Source organism: Aeromonas sp. R2-3 (assembly GCF_040908375.1).
Taxonomy (GTDB): domain Bacteria; phylum Pseudomonadota; class Gammaproteobacteria; order Enterobacterales; family Aeromonadaceae; genus Aeromonas; species Aeromonas veronii.
Genome location: NZ_JBFODP010000017.1, coordinates 129,625 through 144,944, shown reverse-complemented (window position 1 = coordinate 144,944; position 15,320 = coordinate 129,625). Strand labels below are relative to the sequence as shown.

The 15,320-nt window shown below is 57.5% G+C and carries 14 protein-coding genes and 1 pseudogene; 8 read left to right on the top strand and 7 right to left on the bottom strand.

Going from position 1 to position 15,320, the window contains the following annotated elements:
• Positions 1-49 precede the first annotated feature (49 nt).
• The 7 genes from rluE (at position 50) to AB5Z02_RS06390 (ending at position 6,706) form a co-directional block, all read left to right on the top strand.
• Entirely contained in the window at positions 50-946 is an 897-nt protein-coding gene (gene rluE / locus AB5Z02_RS06420; RefSeq protein ID WP_368215600.1) for a 23S rRNA pseudouridine(2457) synthase RluE, read from the top strand.
• Entirely contained in the window at positions 946-1,437 is a 492-nt protein-coding gene (locus AB5Z02_RS06415) for an NUDIX hydrolase (RefSeq protein WP_058055760.1), read from the top strand. Before rluE ends, AB5Z02_RS06415 begins: the two co-directional genes overlap by 1 nt.
• Positions 1,438-1,594: 157 nt before the next feature.
• Positions 1,595-2,701: a tRNA 2-thiouridine(34) synthase MnmA gene (gene mnmA, locus AB5Z02_RS06410; RefSeq protein ID WP_005353619.1), complete on the top strand. Its 1,107-nt coding sequence runs from the start codon at positions 1,595-1,597 to the stop codon at positions 2,699-2,701.
• Between the two features lie 23 nt (positions 2,702-2,724).
• Positions 2,725-3,339 (top strand): high frequency lysogenization protein HflD, encoded by a 615-nt coding sequence (gene hflD, locus AB5Z02_RS06405; protein ID WP_005334622.1) that lies wholly within the window; start codon positions 2,725-2,727, stop codon positions 3,337-3,339.
• Between the two features lie 129 nt (positions 3,340-3,468).
• A complete protein-coding gene (purB, locus tag AB5Z02_RS06400; RefSeq protein WP_005334624.1) occupies positions 3,469-4,839 on the top strand; it encodes an adenylosuccinate lyase in 1,371 nt (456 codons plus the stop codon).
• A gap of 139 nt (positions 4,840-4,978) precedes the next feature.
• Positions 4,979-6,109, top strand: a complete 1,131-nt coding sequence (locus AB5Z02_RS06395) for a cupin domain-containing protein (RefSeq protein ID WP_005353621.1) — start codon at positions 4,979-4,981, stop codon at positions 6,107-6,109.
• Positions 6,110-6,292: 183 nt separating this feature from the next.
• Positions 6,293-6,706, top strand: coding sequence for a hypothetical protein (locus AB5Z02_RS06390; RefSeq protein ID WP_194496022.1), 414 nt, complete (start codon positions 6,293-6,295; stop codon positions 6,704-6,706).
• 96 nt (positions 6,707-6,802) lie between these two features.
• Here AB5Z02_RS06390 and AB5Z02_RS06385 read toward each other — a convergent pair whose 3' ends face one another.
• Positions 6,803-7,342, bottom strand: coding sequence for a GNAT family N-acetyltransferase (locus tag AB5Z02_RS06385; RefSeq protein WP_005344037.1), 540 nt, complete (start codon positions 7,340-7,342; stop codon positions 6,803-6,805).
• A gap of 285 nt (positions 7,343-7,627) precedes the next feature.
• Here AB5Z02_RS06385 and AB5Z02_RS06380 point away from each other — a divergent pair, with 285 nt between their 5' ends.
• A complete protein-coding gene (locus AB5Z02_RS06380; protein ID WP_368150394.1) occupies positions 7,628-7,708 on the top strand; it encodes a polyketide synthase docking domain-containing protein in 81 nt (26 codons plus the stop codon).
• 456 nt (positions 7,709-8,164) lie between these two features.
• Here the strand turns inward: AB5Z02_RS06380 and AB5Z02_RS06375 are convergent.
• The 6 genes and pseudogenes from AB5Z02_RS06375 to AB5Z02_RS06350 all read right to left on the bottom strand — a co-directional run.
• Positions 8,165-8,989, bottom strand: a pseudogene (locus AB5Z02_RS06375) (GNAT family N-acetyltransferase); the annotation flags it as partial.
• Entirely contained in the window at positions 8,989-9,603 is a 615-nt protein-coding gene (locus AB5Z02_RS06370) for a glutathione S-transferase family protein (RefSeq protein WP_368215597.1), read from the bottom strand. The pseudogene AB5Z02_RS06375 and the gene AB5Z02_RS06370, both read right to left, overlap by 1 nt.
• A gap of 36 nt (positions 9,604-9,639) precedes the next feature.
• On the bottom strand, positions 9,640-10,278 hold the full coding sequence (gene pdxH, locus AB5Z02_RS06365; RefSeq protein WP_005353629.1) for a pyridoxamine 5'-phosphate oxidase: 639 nt from the start codon (positions 10,276-10,278) through the stop codon (positions 9,640-9,642).
• A 176-nt stretch (positions 10,279-10,454) separates the two neighbouring features.
• The gene (locus AB5Z02_RS06360; RefSeq protein ID WP_368215595.1) at positions 10,455-12,644 is read right to left on the bottom strand and encodes a reprolysin-like metallopeptidase; all 2,190 of its coding nucleotides are present in this window, start codon (positions 12,642-12,644) and stop codon (positions 10,455-10,457) included.
• A 217-nt stretch (positions 12,645-12,861) separates the two neighbouring features.
• Positions 12,862-13,200: a hypothetical protein gene (locus AB5Z02_RS06355; RefSeq protein WP_231720598.1), complete on the bottom strand. Its 339-nt coding sequence runs from the start codon at positions 13,198-13,200 to the stop codon at positions 12,862-12,864.
• Positions 13,179-15,137, bottom strand: a complete 1,959-nt coding sequence (locus AB5Z02_RS06350) for a reprolysin-like metallopeptidase (RefSeq protein ID WP_231720597.1) — start codon at positions 15,135-15,137, stop codon at positions 13,179-13,181. The genes AB5Z02_RS06355 and AB5Z02_RS06350 overlap by 22 nt, the downstream gene beginning before the upstream one ends.
• Between the last annotated feature and the right edge of the window lie 183 nt (positions 15,138-15,320).

Genomic DNA, 15,320 nt, shown 5'->3' with positions numbered 1-15,320 from the left:
GCACCCTGTGGTACACTCGCTGCCATCGTCTGTCTGAAGTGTGTATCCGATGAAATCTCCCCGCTCCCGTCTCTCTGTCAACCGCGCGCCGCGCGATAACGCCTCGCGCACGGCAGCCAAACCAGCCGCACCCCGCCATGCATCCCCCCGCAAACCGGAGCTGGCCCCGGCGGATCGCAAATTGCTCCTGCTGAACAAGCCCTACATGGTGCTCTGCCAGTTCACCGACGAGGCGGGCCGCGAGACTCTCAAGGATTACATCAAAGAGCCCGGCATCTATGCCGCAGGGCGGCTCGATCGCGACAGCGAGGGGCTGCTGCTGCTCACCAACGATGGCAAGCTGCAGGCACGCCTCACCCAGCCGGGGGAGAAGACCCCCAAGACCTACTGGGTGCAGGTGGAAGGGATCCCGAGCGAGGAGAAACTGGCTGCCCTGCGCGCCGGTGTGGAGCTCAATGACGGCATGACCCTGCCCGCCGGGGTGCGCATCATGGATGAACCTGCGGTGTGGCCGCGCAATCCGCCCATTCGCGAGCGCAAGGAGATCCCCACCAGCTGGCTGGAGATCAAGATCATCGAGGGGCGCAACCGCCAGGTGCGGCGGATGACCGCCCATATCGGCCACCCCACCTTGCGCCTTATTCGCTACGCCATCGGTGACTGGACGTTAGATGGTCTGGCCCCCGGTGAGAGCCGCAGCCTGCCCGTTCCCGAGTTGGCACCGCTCTCCACCCGCCGCCCGCGTCCCTCCTCATCCCGTTCAGGCGCTCATACCGCCAAACCGGCCAAACCGGCAAGGGATGCGCCACGGCGGGCCAGCCAGCCGAGACGGGACGAGCGCGCAGCCACGAACCCGACCGGCGGCAAACCCCGCAGCAGCGGGCGAGGAACGGCACGCAGACCCGCCCGAGCGGGCAATCCCAATAGCAACGACAAGGAGTCATGATGAGCAATCAGGCAGAGCAATCGACCACCAGTCACGCCCGCATGGAGGCGCGCCTGACAGTCGCCGCCCTGGTGCAGTGGCAGGGGCGCTTTCTGGTAGTGGAAGAGGAGATCAAGGGCCAGCGCCGTTTCAACCAACCCGCCGGCCATGTGGAGCCGGGGGAAAACCTGCTTGAAGCGGCTTGCCGCGAGCTCAAAGAGGAGACGGGTCTGACCGCCACGCCGACCGCCTGGCTTGGTACCTATCTGTTCAAACCGGCCGACAGCGATGCCACCTATGTGCGCACCGCCATCATCTTCGACCTTGAAAAAGCGCCGGGTCAGCACCATCCAGAGGATCCTGACGGCGATGTGCTGGCTTGCCACTGGCTTACGCTGGAAGAAATAGCGGAATGCAAACCGGCTCTGCGCAGCCCGCTGGTGTGGCAGTGCATTCAGGATTATCTGGCGGGGACACGGCTGCCACTGTCGGCCCTCAAGGCCTTTATATGAGGCCATTTGACACTCTTTTTCGGTGACAAAGGCCAACAGCAGAAAAACGATTTCCTGCTATCAGGCTCCTGATGGGAACTGCGGCATGGATATGTGACCGGGGGCGCAAAACTCTGGTAGAATACGCCCCGTTTAAACGAACTGGTAACTTCGACTAATGACAGACAACAGCCAAATCAAGGTGATCGTCGGCATGTCCGGCGGCGTGGATTCTTCCGTCTCGGCCTACCTGCTCCAGCAGCAGGGCTATCAGGTCGAAGGCTTGTTCATGAAGAACTGGGAAGAAGACGACACGGACGAGTACTGCTCTGCCGCCCAGGATTTGGCTGATGCCAAGGCCGTCTGCGACAAGCTGGGGATGAAACTCCACACTATCAACTTCGCGGCTGAGTACTGGGACAACGTGTTCGAGCACTTCCTCGAAGAGTACAAGGCTGGCCGCACGCCAAACCCCGATATCCTTTGCAACAAGGAGATCAAGTTCAAGGCGTTCCTCGAATTTGCCGCCGAAGAGCTGGGTGCCACCTACATCGCCACCGGCCACTATGTGCGCCGTGACGACAGCACAGGCCGCCCGCGCCTGCTGCGCGGTCTCGATACCAACAAGGATCAGAGCTACTTCCTCTATACCCTGAGCGAGAAGCAAGTGGGTCAGAGCCTGTTCCCGGTTGGCGATCTGGAGAAGCCGGAGGTGCGCCGCATCGCCGAGCAGCTGGATCTCATCACCGCCAAGAAGAAAGACTCCACCGGTATCTGCTTTATCGGCGAGCGCAAGTTCAAGGACTTCCTGGCCAAGTTCCTGCCCGCCCAGCCCGGTAAAATCGAGACCGTGGATGGCAAGGTGATCGGCGAGCATCAGGGTCTGATGTATCACACACTGGGTCAGCGCAAGGGGCTCGGTATCGGTGGTCGCAAAGATGCCACCGAAGAGGCCTGGTATGTGGTCGACAAAGAGGTCGAGCGCAACGTGCTGGTGGTGGCGCAGGGCGAGCATCCTCGCCTCTACTCCGATGGCCTGATTGCCAGCCAATTGCACTGGGTGGATCGCACTCCCATTCGCGAGCCGCGTCGCTGCACCGTCAAGACCCGCTACCGTCAGCAGGATATCCCCTGCCTGATCCAGCCCATCGACGACGAGACCATCCGGGTCATCTTCGACGAGAAACAGGCAGCGGTCACCCCGGGCCAGTCCGCCGTCTTCTACGACGGGGAAGTGTGTCTGGGCGGTGGCATCATCGAACAACGTTTCAGCCATCCGGTTTGAATCCTTAACAGAAGGCAGCAGACGTGAGCGATAAATTCCAAGACAGAACCATGGCCTTTGCCGGCATCTGCCAGGCCGCGTATCTGGTGCAAAAGGTGGCCCGCGACGGCAGCTGTGACGAGGCCGCCCTGCGAGAGAGCCTCTCCAGCATTCTGGTGACCAACCCGAGCCAGCCGCTCGAGGTGTTCAACAACACCCATCTGGCCATTCGCGACGGCTATCGTGCGCTGGTCGAACAGCTGGGTGCCGACGGCAGCCAGAAGAATGCCGAGCTGACCCGTTACGTGGTGAGCCTGATTGCGCTGGAGCGCAAGCTGGCCAAGCGCAAGGACATTCTCAACATGCTGGGTGAGCGGATCAGCCAGATTGGCCGCCAGCAACAGCACTTCGATCTGCTCGACGAGCAGATTTTGGCCAACATGGCGAGCATCTACAGCGATCTAATCAGCCCCATCGGGCCGCGCATCCAGGTGGCGGGTACCCCGCTGTTCCTGCAGCAGCCGCTGGTGCAGCACAAGGTGCGCGCCCTGCTGCTGGCAGGCATTCGTGCCTGCGTGCTGTGGCGTCAGCTCGGTGGCAGCCGCACCCAGATCATCTTCGCTCGCAAGAAGATGGTGGAGCTGGCCAAACGTTACTAATCATCGGCTCGCGCGCGGGCAAGCGAGGTCAACATCAGGGTGAACAGCCGCACATCCGCCCTGACGACGACTCAGCCCCACGCGCGAGTGGATACGGATCCCCCACACAAATCATCAGGAGTTCACCCCATGGAGCTGTCCGCGCTGACTGCTGTTTCCCCGATTGACGGTCGTTATGGCGACAAGGCCGATGCCCTGCGCCCTATCTTCTCCGAATTCGGCCTGCTGCGTTTTCGCGTTGAAGTCGAGGTTCGCTGGTTGCAGAAACTGGCCAGCCACGCCGGGATCCCGGAAGTCCCTGCCCTGAGCGCGGCCGCCAACGCCCTGCTCGACGGCATCGTCAGCAACTTCAACGAGAGTGACGCCGCCCGTATCAAACAGATCGAGCGCACCACCAACCATGATGTGAAAGCGGTGGAGTACTTCCTCAAAGAGAAAGTCGAAGTGAACCCGGAGCTGGCGGCTGTCAGCGAGTTCATCCACTTCGCCTGCACCTCGGAAGACATCAACAACAACTCCCACGGTCTGATGCTGAAAACCGCTCGCGAAGAGGTCATCAAGCCTTATTGCGAGAAACTGATCAGCGAGCTCAAGCGTCTGGCTCACGAGTATCGTGACATGCCGCTGCTCTCCCGTACCCACGGCCAGCCGGCGACCCCGAGCACCATGGGCAAGGAGATGGCCAACGTCGCCTACCGTCTGGAGCGCCAGTTCAAGCAGATCATGGCGGTGGAGATCCTCGGCAAGATCAACGGTGCGGTCGGCAACTACAACGCCCACCTCAGCGCCTACCCGGATGTGGACTGGCACCAGTTCTCCGAGGAGTTTGTGACTTCTCTCGGTCTGACCTGGAACCCCTACACCACCCAGATCGAGCCGCATGACTACATCGCCGAGCTGTTCGATGCCATGGCCCGCTTCAACACCATCCTGATCGACTTCGACCGCGATGTGTGGGGTTACATCTCCCTGGGTCACTTCAAGCAGCGCACCATCGCGGGGGAAATCGGCTCCTCCACCATGCCGCACAAGGTCAACCCCATCGACTTCGAGAACTCCGAAGGCAATCTGGGTCTGGCCAACGCCGTGTTCCAGCATCTGGCGAGCAAGCTGCCTATCTCCCGCTGGCAGCGTGATCTGACCGACTCTACCGTGCTGCGCAACCTGGGTGTGGCAGTGGGTTACTCCCTGATTGCCTATCAGGCGACCCTGAAGGGCATCTCCAAGCTGGAAGCCAACGACGCAGCCATGGCTGCCGATCTGGATGCCAACTGGGAAGTGCTGGCCGAGCCGATCCAGACCGTGATGCGCCGCTACGGTATCGAGAAACCCTACGAGAAGCTCAAGGAGCTGACCCGTGGTCGCCGCGTCGATGCCGAAGGGATGCGTACCTTTATCGACACTCTGGAGCTGCCGGAAGCTGTCAAGGTTGAGCTGAAGAAGCTGACCCCGGCCAACTACATCGGCGACGCCCAGCGTCTGGTCGATCTGCTGAAGTAAGCCAACCGGCAGTGACGAAGGGGCCCTGTGCACGATATGCCACAGGGCCCCTGTTATTTTCCCTGCCACGGCAGGATCCCGAGTGGCTTTTCCCAAGCCTGCCTTGGGCAAAACCTCTTTGCGAGACACGAGAAACAGCATGTACGAACTCAATCTGGATATCGCTCACTTCCTCGAGCACTACTGGCAGAAGCGCCCGCTCCTTATCAAGGGTGGCTTCAAGGACTTTCAGGATCCCATCAGCCCGGATGAGCTGGCGGGTCTGGCCATGGAAGAGGTGGTAGAGTCGCGCCTCGTCACCCGTTTCGACGGCAAGTGGGATGCGGCCCACGGCCCCTTCGAATCCTATGACCATCTGGGCGAAGAGAACTGGACCATTCTGGTACAGGCTTGCAACCACTGGGCCCCAGAGGTGAACGAGCTGGCGGTGCCGTTCCAGTTCATTCCGGGCTGGCGCTTTGACGATGTGATGGTGAGCTTCTCCACCCCCCATGCGGGTGTCGGCCCCCACATCGACAACTACGACGTCTTCATCACCCAGGGTCTGGGCAAGCGTCACTGGCGGGTTGGCGATGCCAAGCCGCTCAACGAGTTCGCTGCCCACGCCGCCCTGCTGCACTGCGAGCCATTCGAGGCGATCATCGACGTCATCATGGAGCCGGGCGACATCCTCTACATTCCGCCCGGATTCCCCCACGAAGGCTACGCCATCGAGCCCTCCATGAACTTCTCGGTGGGTTTCCGCGCACCGGATGCCAAGGCGCTTATCTCCTCCTTTGCCGATCATCTGATCGACAACGAGGTGCGTACCGAGCGTTACGGCGATGCCGATCTCAAGCCCCGCGCCCGTCACGGCGAGATCCAGCCCCACGAGCTGCACCGTCTGCGCGAGCTGATGCAGCAGGCCCTCGATGACGAGACCCTGTTCAAGGAGTGGTTCGGCACCATGATCTCCGAGGCCAAGCACGATCTGGACGTCAATCCGGTCGAGCCGGACTACAGCGCCGAGGAGGTAGCCGACCTGCTGACCCAGGGCGAGCCCGCCATCAAGGTGCCGGGTCTGCGCACCGTCTGGTTCAGCGGCGAGAGCCAGCAATGCTTCATCGACGGCGAAGCCTGGACGCTGCAGAGCGAAGACGCGGCAGCCATTTCGCTGTTGTGTGACAAGGACATCATCACTCAGGCCGACATGGTGGAGTTGGCCGATCAGGCTGGCTTCCTGCAACTGCTGACCCGTCTGGTCAACCGCGGTTACTGGTTCTTCAACTGATCCAGCAGTTAGCGAAGGATAAAAAGGCGCCTTATGGCGCCTTTTTTGTCACTCAGATGCGGTTCAATTAACAATCGATGCGTGAAGCTGAACCCACTCTTGATGAACCGACAGGTGGTGATTTATTGAGCTAACATGGATGGGTATCATGCGTCCGTCCCTGTTCACAAGAGAAGCGCCACCATGCAAATCACCTCCAGGCCCATGCCGCTGCCCGATTACGGCAAATACCCCTCCTCTCCGGCTGTCACACCCGAGCAGGTCAGTCAGGCCCGTAACGAAGCACTGACCAAGAAGGATGAATTGCAGGCACAGAGCGAAGAGAAAGCAACGGCTCGCAGAACCCTGGCGGTCTCTTATACGGCTAACCAGCAAGATAAAGCCGTGGTGGAGCGCTACCTGGAGGCCAGCGGTCAGGAGAGCGACAGCAAATCGGGCCCGAGCACGGCTGAACTCTATCAGGCGACCAATCGCTACCAGCGCCAGCAGAATCTCAGCGACTACATGCAATTCCAGCAGAGCCCGCTCGCCCAGCAGATGGGGGACATGGTGGGTGAAGATAATCGCAAGGGTACCCAGCTCGATATCATTGCCTGAGCCAATTTGCTCGAATAAGCCCGGCAGGGACCAATACAAGATGAAAAAGCCCTCGATGAGGGCTTTTTCGTTATGGCTTGTCGCTGCGACGTCTCGCTATAAATGGGACACTTCTGCCTGCGCGTCCGGCAGCTCGTCGGGGAGTTCATCAAACAGGGGGTGATAGAGCACCTCACCCTGCACACCCGCAAAACCGCGCTCCTGTAGCTCCATAGCCATAAAGCAGTCGGCAGGCACCTCATAGATGCAGTGGAGGCCAAACTCGCTGGCTGGGCGGAAACCGAAACGGCTGTAATAGGCCGGATCCCCAAGTACAACCACCCCTTTCCAGTCCATTTCGAGCGCCGTATCAAGCCCTTCACGGATAAGATCCGAGCCAATCCCCTGACCTTGCCAGTCGGGATGAACCGCGACCGGCGCCAGACCAAGCCAGGGACCTTCCATGCCGTTAATGGTGATCGGGCTTAGCATCAGGTGCCCCATGAACTCGTACTCTTCCTCTTCGACCATGGTCACCACGGCAGCACCACATTCGCGCAGGCGGTTGACCAGTTCGGCCTCATCGGAACGACCGAAGGCGGCACTCAGCAGCTCATAAACCGGCAGCATGTCACCGGGGCGCTCGGTTCTCAACATCTGGTATTACTCCTCGTACAGCAGAGCAGGCATTATTCCACACAACGGCTGGTCATTCTGAGTACCTTTGTCCAAAAATGGGAGGGTGCACTCAGGAAAACGAGCGGCAAACTGCTGCTGCAAGGCGGTTAGCGTAGCCGGGGTGGCCCTGTTCATCGCCTCGCGGTAGGCCAGCCAGAGGGTGGGAGCCTCCCGCGCCAACCGCTCAAAAGTCAGTTCGGGCGTTTGATGCCAACAACCATCCAGCTCATCGACCAGCTCCGGCAGCTCCACCAGCAGCCGTAACTGCTGATAGCGTATCTGCGACGAGTCACCGTTGCCACCCAGCGCCTGCGCCATCAATTGGTTGAACCAGTGGAGCCGTGATGCGCGCTCCTCGCGGCTAAGCAGCTCGGGCCCTTGACGCTGCAGCGCGGCCAGTTGCAGCAACCACGCCAGCCCCTGTTCATCCCTGTCTTTCAGCAAGACGCCGCCAAGATGGGACAACTGCTCCGGTTCGGCCTGCTCCAGCAGTTCGACGGGGTAACAGTGCAGCTCCAGAGACCTCTCAAGATGCGGCGGGCAGCGAATAGAGCAGGACTCCTCCCCCGCGCCCCTCTCATCCACAAAGAGCAAGATGGCCAGCTTGCCGTTGGCACTCTGCCGATCCAACGTTACAGGATCCCACAGGATCACCACGGCGATCCGCTCATCAGCAAGCCAATGGGAAATTTCCTCGGGCAAGGGATTGGGTAAGGAGGGAGCGCGATCCAGCCGCCAGTAGCTCACCTCGCACGGCTGGCGACCACTGATATGGCGCCGCCCGCGATAGTGCATGCCCACTTTTGCCATCACCCGGCCGGAGGCAAGATTGTCTGGCATATGGCGAGCCGTCAGCGCTGGCAGTTGCAGTTGGTCAAGGGCGAACGCTTTGACCAAGCTTGCTGCCCGGGTCGCCAGACCGCGATTCTGCCAGGGTACGCCAACCCACCAAGCGAGCTCGCCATTCCAGTGCAGGGAGATCACCCCAAGCAACGCCGCACCTTGCGCCTCTGGTAAGGTGATGGCCCAGCTCCAGCCAAGGCCAAGCGCCGCTTTGCGCCAGCTGAGCACCAGCCAGTCGCGGGCCCCCTCCGGCGGATAGGGGTGAGGAATATTGAGGGTGTAGCGGGCCAGCGCCTCATCGCTGCAATAGCGCACTATCTCGTGCTCATCGGTGGCCTGCAGTGGTCGCAACACAACACCTGATAGCGAATGCCCCTCAGCCAGGGTCGGCACCGTCACGCGGCGCGCCAGCAGGCGATTGAGCACGGCGCCCAAATCGGCCTCGGGGGTAAGCGGCAGATCGGCCCCCACAGGGCCAAGGGTAAGCAGCCCCTGCTCTCTGGCGAGGGTCAGTAGCGAGGTGGAGGCACTGATCAGGATCTGGCGGCTGGGATCAACATGAAAATCCGCCAGCAGATCCCCATCGAGCCAAGCAGCCAGCAGGGCCCCCGGGCAGAGCACCCCGTCAGGAGGACTGCTCGCCCAGGGAGCATCGGTTTGATCGAGGACGGCGGCCGCCTCTTTGCCCAGTAGCAGCTGCCAGCGATGACCCTGCTGCTGCCAGTGCGGCAACAGCGCAGCCCACTGCGGTTGCCACAGACTGGCCTCGATCAGCAGTTCCATCAGCTGGCCTGACAGGCCGCTGGCAGCGTCAGGTGACGGGGATGGGCTGCGATACGGGCGATCCAGCGACGGATAGCGGGCCACCCCTGCAGGGAGAAGATCCCCTCCTCTGCTACATGGGTGTAGGCATAGAGGGCGATATCGGCGATGGTCGGCGCATCACCACAGAGATAGGGGCTCTGTTTCAGCTGCTGCTCCATTACCGCCAGCGCCTTCTCGCCGCCGGCTTTCAGCCCGTCGAGACGCGCCTCCTGGGACTCGGGGCGGCCGAGATAGTGAACAATAAAGCGGGCCACCGCGATATAGGGCTCATGGCTGTATTGCTCAAAGAACATCCATTTGAGCACCTCGGCCTGCTGGCGCGGATCGGTTGGCCACAAGGCGCTGCCGTGCGCCAGATAGAAGAGGATGGCGTTGGATTCCGCCAGTGTATCGCCCTGGCCAATCTCCAGCACCGGGATCTTGCCGTTGGGGTTCATGGCCAAAAATGCGGGAGTACGGGTATCCCCCGCCTGAATATCGACCTCTACCCACTCAAGGGGCAGCTCCAGCCAGCGAGCCAGCAGCCACACCTTGTAACAGTTGCCGGAACGCAGATCACCATACAGACGCATACACACTCCTTGTGAAAACAGAATTGAACAGCGCGCTCAGGGTGCCAGACGCTCGATATGCCAGCCATCCCCGTCGCGGGTGTAGTAGAAGCGGTCGTGCAGCCGGTGCTCGCCCCCCTGCCAGAACTCCACCGTCTCGATCACCACCCGGAATCCGCCCCAGAAGCTCGGCAGCGGCACTTCGCCATTGGCAAACTTCTGCTTGAGCTCGAGGAACTTGGCCTCCAGCACGCCGCGGGCCGAGATGCGGGTCGACTGTTTGGAGACCCAGGCAGCGATCTGGCTATCCTTGGGACGGCTGTGGAAATACTTCATCACCTCGAAGGTGCTCATCTTCTCCACCCGGCCGGTCACGTGAACCTGCCTGTCCAGCGTGTGCCAGGGGAAGAGCAGGCTGATACGGGGATTGCCTTCCAGCTGCTGCGCCTTGCGGCTGCCCATGTTGGTGTAAAAGACCATACCCTGGGCATCGTAGTGCTTGAGCAGCACAGTGCGCTGCCAGGGCTGACCATCGGCATCCACCGTCGCTACCACCATGGCGGTGGGATCGGTCAGTTTGGCCTCACAAGCCTGCGCCAGCCACTTCTCGAACAGCGCCAGCGGCTCGGCTGGCAGATCGGCCCGGTGCAGCCCGCCACGGGAGTATTCACGGCGCAGATCAGCAACATCCATCATCTTGATTTTCCTTCAAATAAATAATGGTTCCACGACCATCAAGAGAGTGACGCAGGCATTGTGCGCTCGATAAAGCGACCTTGTAAACCATACAAAAAAAGCGAAGAGGCTAACGCCTCTTCGCTTGGTTTATCAATTTACCAAAGATGGGTAATCTCACCCTTGGGTTATCTGGTTTAGTAGCTCATGATCTCACGACGACGCAGCAGCGCAGCGATACCAAGGCCCAACAGCGCGAACAGACCGGTCGAACCGCCGCCACCACCGCCGCCATTGCTTTCAGGCTGGGGAGCCGGTGTATCACTGCTCTTGGTCGCCAGTTTTGGCGTAATGGCATAGAAGATATTGTCGCTACAGGCCAGCTTGAGGCGAACAGCGCTGCCAGCATTGGCCGGAATGGTCACCTCATGGGCGCCATTGTTGTTCACGCCATTGACCAGCGGCTGCCAGCTCTTGCCTTCATCGTTGCTATAACGGATATCGACCCGCTGACAGTTGATGCGGCCACCGTCAGTTCCAGCTACTTGCCAGTTCACTGTGGTCGGGCTGCCAACCAGAATACGCTGGTCAGAGGCTGGCAATATCTTGAAGGTTTGTGAACCTGTATCGACCACCTCGACCGAGGTCTCATCATAGGCACCACCACCTTTGCCATCACGGGCGACCAGACGGAAGTTAAGGGTGCGCGGTACATTGACCCATGGTTCGCCCTTCTCTTCATCTTTTATTAGCTCAGGCTGTTGCAACATAAATCGTTCATATCCCCTTAGCTGAGTCGCTAAAGAAGGAAAGTGACGTTCAGGAGACGTTGTAGGCGCCACAAAACGATATAAGGGGCCATCGTTCAATTTCCCATAGTATATATCAGATGCACTCTCTGTCGCTCGACCAAGATCAACCTGTTCCCAGGTAAAGGTCATTCCATCTTCACCAGAACCAATCCCTGTGAGTGAAAATGCAGTTCTAACAGGAATAACTTTTGATTGCGATGCTGGTGAGATGTTCACATCAATATCTTGCTTGGTCATAGGCTCAACAGCACCACAATTATCTGGACGACTGGCTAGCATAGCAAGCATCTGCTCAATGGACTTACTATGAAAATAACCAGTCGTTTTAGATTGCAGATTTTGTGACCCCATGCCAACTCTGCCCGGATAACCCATGATGGTCGCACCGCTACCAACCTCCCAAGCGGAATTAGCTACACGTCCGAGGATGTCGACATTAAAGATATGCTCTGCACCGAGCTGATGACCCACTTCATGCGCAAAGGTATCGACAAACACCGCATCAATCTCTGCGATTCCCGCCCCCGAGCTGCCATTACCGGCTCCACTCATTGCATTAGAACGCAAATTTCGACCAGGGGAGTTTTCCCCGCTATAACCCCGATTTGGAGCTGCGCATAGCGTTCCCATTGCCAGACCAGAATAATTGGTAGTCGTAAGCACGTGACCAATATCAAAATCGCCTAGTTTTTTAGTGAGATCTGTCTCTCTGTGAGCCATCAGCTGGACGAGCTCATTTCGATAAGCATCGTTTCTATCCATGATTGGCGTGGTGAGAGTTGCATCTGCATTGTCCCCATTAAAAAACAGGTCTGTAGATGCATCTTCAAAAATGACATTGTCATTGCCATCAGCCAAGATAAATTTTATACCGAGATCACGCTCATATATCTCATTGACTCGAGCCAGCAATGTTACAATAGATGACAAAGCGCCTACTTTACCATGAAATGAGGAGGTATACTCTCCAGTGGTAGATATCGCAATCCGATATATTTTTATTCCAGGAAAGTTATAATTTTGTGCTGCTTGCTTAGTTGCACTATCTAACAATGAGCGCTTTTTTTCACTTTCATGCTCACTTGTATTATTCTGCATCAGCTCTTCATGATGCCCATTTTTTCGCGGTTTTACGTTTTTCTTGTAATAAACAGAATAAAGACCACTACGTTGAACATCAATAAACACCTGCTCCCCTTGGTGCATAAACATGCCATTAAAACCACGTGGGGAAATATCAAAACTACCAGTGTTATTTTCATTACCTACCTCATGGCCTTTAAAGGTCATGATATCAGGATACTTGGCGGCCAATGCAGGTGGCAATACCGACGAGGGCTGCACTTCAAATTGCACCATTCCACCATTGGGTAATGGCAAGGTAATCAGCGTATCGCCAGCACGCAGATTTTGAATAAACTCTTCATCGACCTCAAAGCTGGTATAGGCACTAGTTGTGACTGTATCAGCCGCCTGCCTATTGTGTGCTTCGACCATATGCCATGGGGATGCCAGCGCGATATTGGCTGACATTGCGATGACAACTGAGATTGCATTTATTGTGAACTTCATCATTATTAATCACCTGACTGAACAGCCGGCGAGAATAACGTGACGCAAATCACAATTCAACTTTTTCAATAAAAATTAAATGAATTTTATTTCATTTAAAATCATAAAGTTAGTGAGTTATAGTTTATAAACAGCTCATTTTGTTAGCATTTTCAGCAGTTCTTTTTAATAGAGTTAAAACTCCAATCATGCCGATTTACACGCCGTTGTTGAACAGCCACTACGGCCTTGAAATCGCCTCCGGCATGCACCTTTCCAGCATCTGTCGGTTATATCGGGTGGCATACTCAATCCGCTGCTCAAACTCCGACTCCTTACCCATCTCAATCACATCACCGAACCCTTTCAGATAACGGACTCCGCACCGGGTTCTAGCTTCTGCTTGCAATGACTCCACAACCCCCGGAGCCATACCGCTGCGCCCGCCACGCACGATGAGCCGATAATCCTGAGCAGCAAGACTTTCATCTATTGCCTCGGTCAGCGATGCGGCCACAACAGGCGCAGCGCAGATATATAGAAACAGCAAACTGGCGGCTAACCGTAATACCTGCGCCATCCGGCTGCCCCTCCCATCAGGAGGATCACGATAAGATTCACTGCACCACCACCACCACCCGCATTGTTGTCGGTAATGACAGTTGCACTTTCCGTAGTGGCAGACGCATTACCTCTTATCCCATTAATAGAGAAAAAAATATTATTGCTGCATGCCAGCTTCATCCTGGCCGTGCTGGTCAACGGTGCAGGCAACACCACACTGGCCGAACCGTTATTGGCAAGCCCGCTTGCCAGCGTAGTCCAGGTAGAGCCGCCATTCTGTGTCAGTGCCAAATCCACGCTGGGACAATTGATAGGAGGCTGATCGGTCCCGGCAACATTCCATGTCACTAGCTGAGTGCTACCCGCCACCATGGCGCCGATCTGCGGAGCTGTGATGGCAAATGCCGCGCCGGTATTGATCACCTGAACCACCATTTCATCACTGCTCACCGCCCCCTGACCATCACGTACGGTAAGGCGAAACTGGAGATTGCGATTGGTCGCAGGCCACGCCTCTCCTTTGGCCAAGACACCCGATATCAGAGAGCTCATGGCGGGCAATGTTCTACGGGGATCCGATGTTGGTGAAACAAAGCGAAAAAGCGGGCGGGTTCCATCATCCACCATGGTTGCCACGCTGTAGGATGCATTGCCAAGATCAACCTGCTCCCAGGTGTAACTGAGGGGATGACCATCCAGATCCAGCGCACTACCGACAAGAGTGAAAGGCGTATTGGCGGGGATCACCCTGTCGCCCCCCGCATCCACAACCGGCGCGTTATTGGCAAGCGCCAGGTCGGTGCCGCAGGAGGGCAGAGAGGCCATCAGAGCCCGCATCTGCTCGATCGACTTGCTGTGAAAGAAAGGTGTGCTGTTAACCTGCAGATTCTCCTCACCACAGATCCCGGCATAGGCCATGATGGTCGAGCCACTGCCCGGTTCCCAGGCTGAGCTAGCCTTGCGACCCGTGGCACAACTGTCGGCCATGCCATTGAAGGAGTGCTCTGCCCCCAGCTGGTGCCCCAATTCGTGAGCCACATAATCAATAAAGAATGCATCACCGATAGGCTGTGAGCCTCCGGTCATGCCCCGTGAACGGCTGAAAGGGTTGCATAAAGATCTCAGGGTCGCCACTCCGCCGCCTGATGTCGCCAGCAGATGGCCCAGATCAAAAGAAGGATTGAGCAACACCCCCTGTTGGGTCTGGTTGATGGCGATATCCTGGGTCGAGTTGGTGAAAGGATCCGTCGCAGGATCGGTGAAAATCACATTATCCGTATCAGCTGCAAGCTGAAACTCGGCCCCCACATCACGGCGATAGACTTCATTGACCCGATTAAGCAGTGTTGCAATGGCCGAGAGTGCTGCAACCTTGGTACCACCGTGATACTGGGTATATTCCCCGGTTGCCGAGATGGCGATGGTGTAGCGCTTGCGCAAATTGCCATCGACCAGCACAGCACGCTCACGCTCGATACCATGGGGATCAATCACCTGATCCACATCCTGTCGCCGCCAAGCATCTTGCTGTTCATAAACGGCATAAGAGAAACCGTCCTGAAGCGGATCGACATAAAAGGTACGCCCCTGATGGGTAAACATACCGTGAAAACCATGTATGGTGACATCAAATCGGCCTGTATCCGCCGCCCGATCGATAGCCTTCCCACTGTAAGTATTGATAGAAGGGTAGCGCTGGGCCAAAGGCTCCGGGAGCAAGGCATTGGGATGAACATCAAACTGCACCGTAGTGCCATCCGGCAATGGCAAGGTCAATACACTGGCAAGATGCCCGGGTTCAAAAGGCTTGTCAGGAACCACCACTCTGACCTTTTCAGCTCGCACATCATAGACCCCTCCCCTTTCCAAGTTTTCATCCATGAAGGTCCACTGTGGTTCTGCTGCAACCTGAACAGACAAACTGGTGATAATCACCGCAATGCCATGCTTCATAGAGCCTCCTTGCCCTACCTTGGTGACAACAAGTATGGTGCAGCGTCAATTGACGATCTGCGTGACAGACAGAAAAGAAAATTCGCACAAAACTTCTGTCACGCTGAAAAATCGTGCTACACCCGCGCTCCCCATCTCAGGCAATACAGACTGGCCCCATTCAACAACGGAAAAAAGTAAAGG

Bases quoted from the DNA above. Each gene is read 5' to 3' on its own strand.
- rluE (WP_368215600.1), top strand. From the start codon at position 50: ATGAAATCTCCCCGCTCCCGTCTCTCTGTCAACCGCGCGCCGCGCGAT.
- AB5Z02_RS06415 (WP_058055760.1), top strand. From the start codon at position 946: ATGAGCAATCAGGCAGAGCAATCGACCACCAGTCACGCCCGCATGGAG.
- mnmA (WP_005353619.1), top strand. From the start codon at position 1,595: ATGACAGACAACAGCCAAATCAAGGTGATCGTCGGCATGTCCGGCGGC.
- purB (WP_005334624.1), top strand. From the start codon at position 3,469: ATGGAGCTGTCCGCGCTGACTGCTGTTTCCCCGATTGACGGTCGTTAT.
- AB5Z02_RS06395 (WP_005353621.1), top strand. From the start codon at position 4,979: ATGTACGAACTCAATCTGGATATCGCTCACTTCCTCGAGCACTACTGG.
- AB5Z02_RS06390 (WP_194496022.1), top strand. From the start codon at position 6,293: ATGCAAATCACCTCCAGGCCCATGCCGCTGCCCGATTACGGCAAATAC.
- AB5Z02_RS06385 (WP_005344037.1), bottom strand. From the start codon at position 7,342: ATGTTGAGAACCGAGCGCCCCGGTGACATGCTGCCGGTTTATGAGCTG.
- AB5Z02_RS06370 (WP_368215597.1), bottom strand. From the start codon at position 9,603: ATGCGTCTGTATGGTGATCTGCGTTCCGGCAACTGTTACAAGGTGTGG.
- pdxH (WP_005353629.1), bottom strand. From the start codon at position 10,278: ATGATGGATGTTGCTGATCTGCGCCGTGAATACTCCCGTGGCGGGCTG.
- AB5Z02_RS06360 (WP_368215595.1), bottom strand. From the start codon at position 12,644: ATGATGAAGTTCACAATAAATGCAATCTCAGTTGTCATCGCAATGTCA.
- AB5Z02_RS06355 (WP_231720598.1), bottom strand. From the start codon at position 13,200: ATGGCGCAGGTATTACGGTTAGCCGCCAGTTTGCTGTTTCTATATATC.
- AB5Z02_RS06350 (WP_231720597.1), bottom strand. From the start codon at position 15,137: ATGAAGCATGGCATTGCGGTGATTATCACCAGTTTGTCTGTTCAGGTT.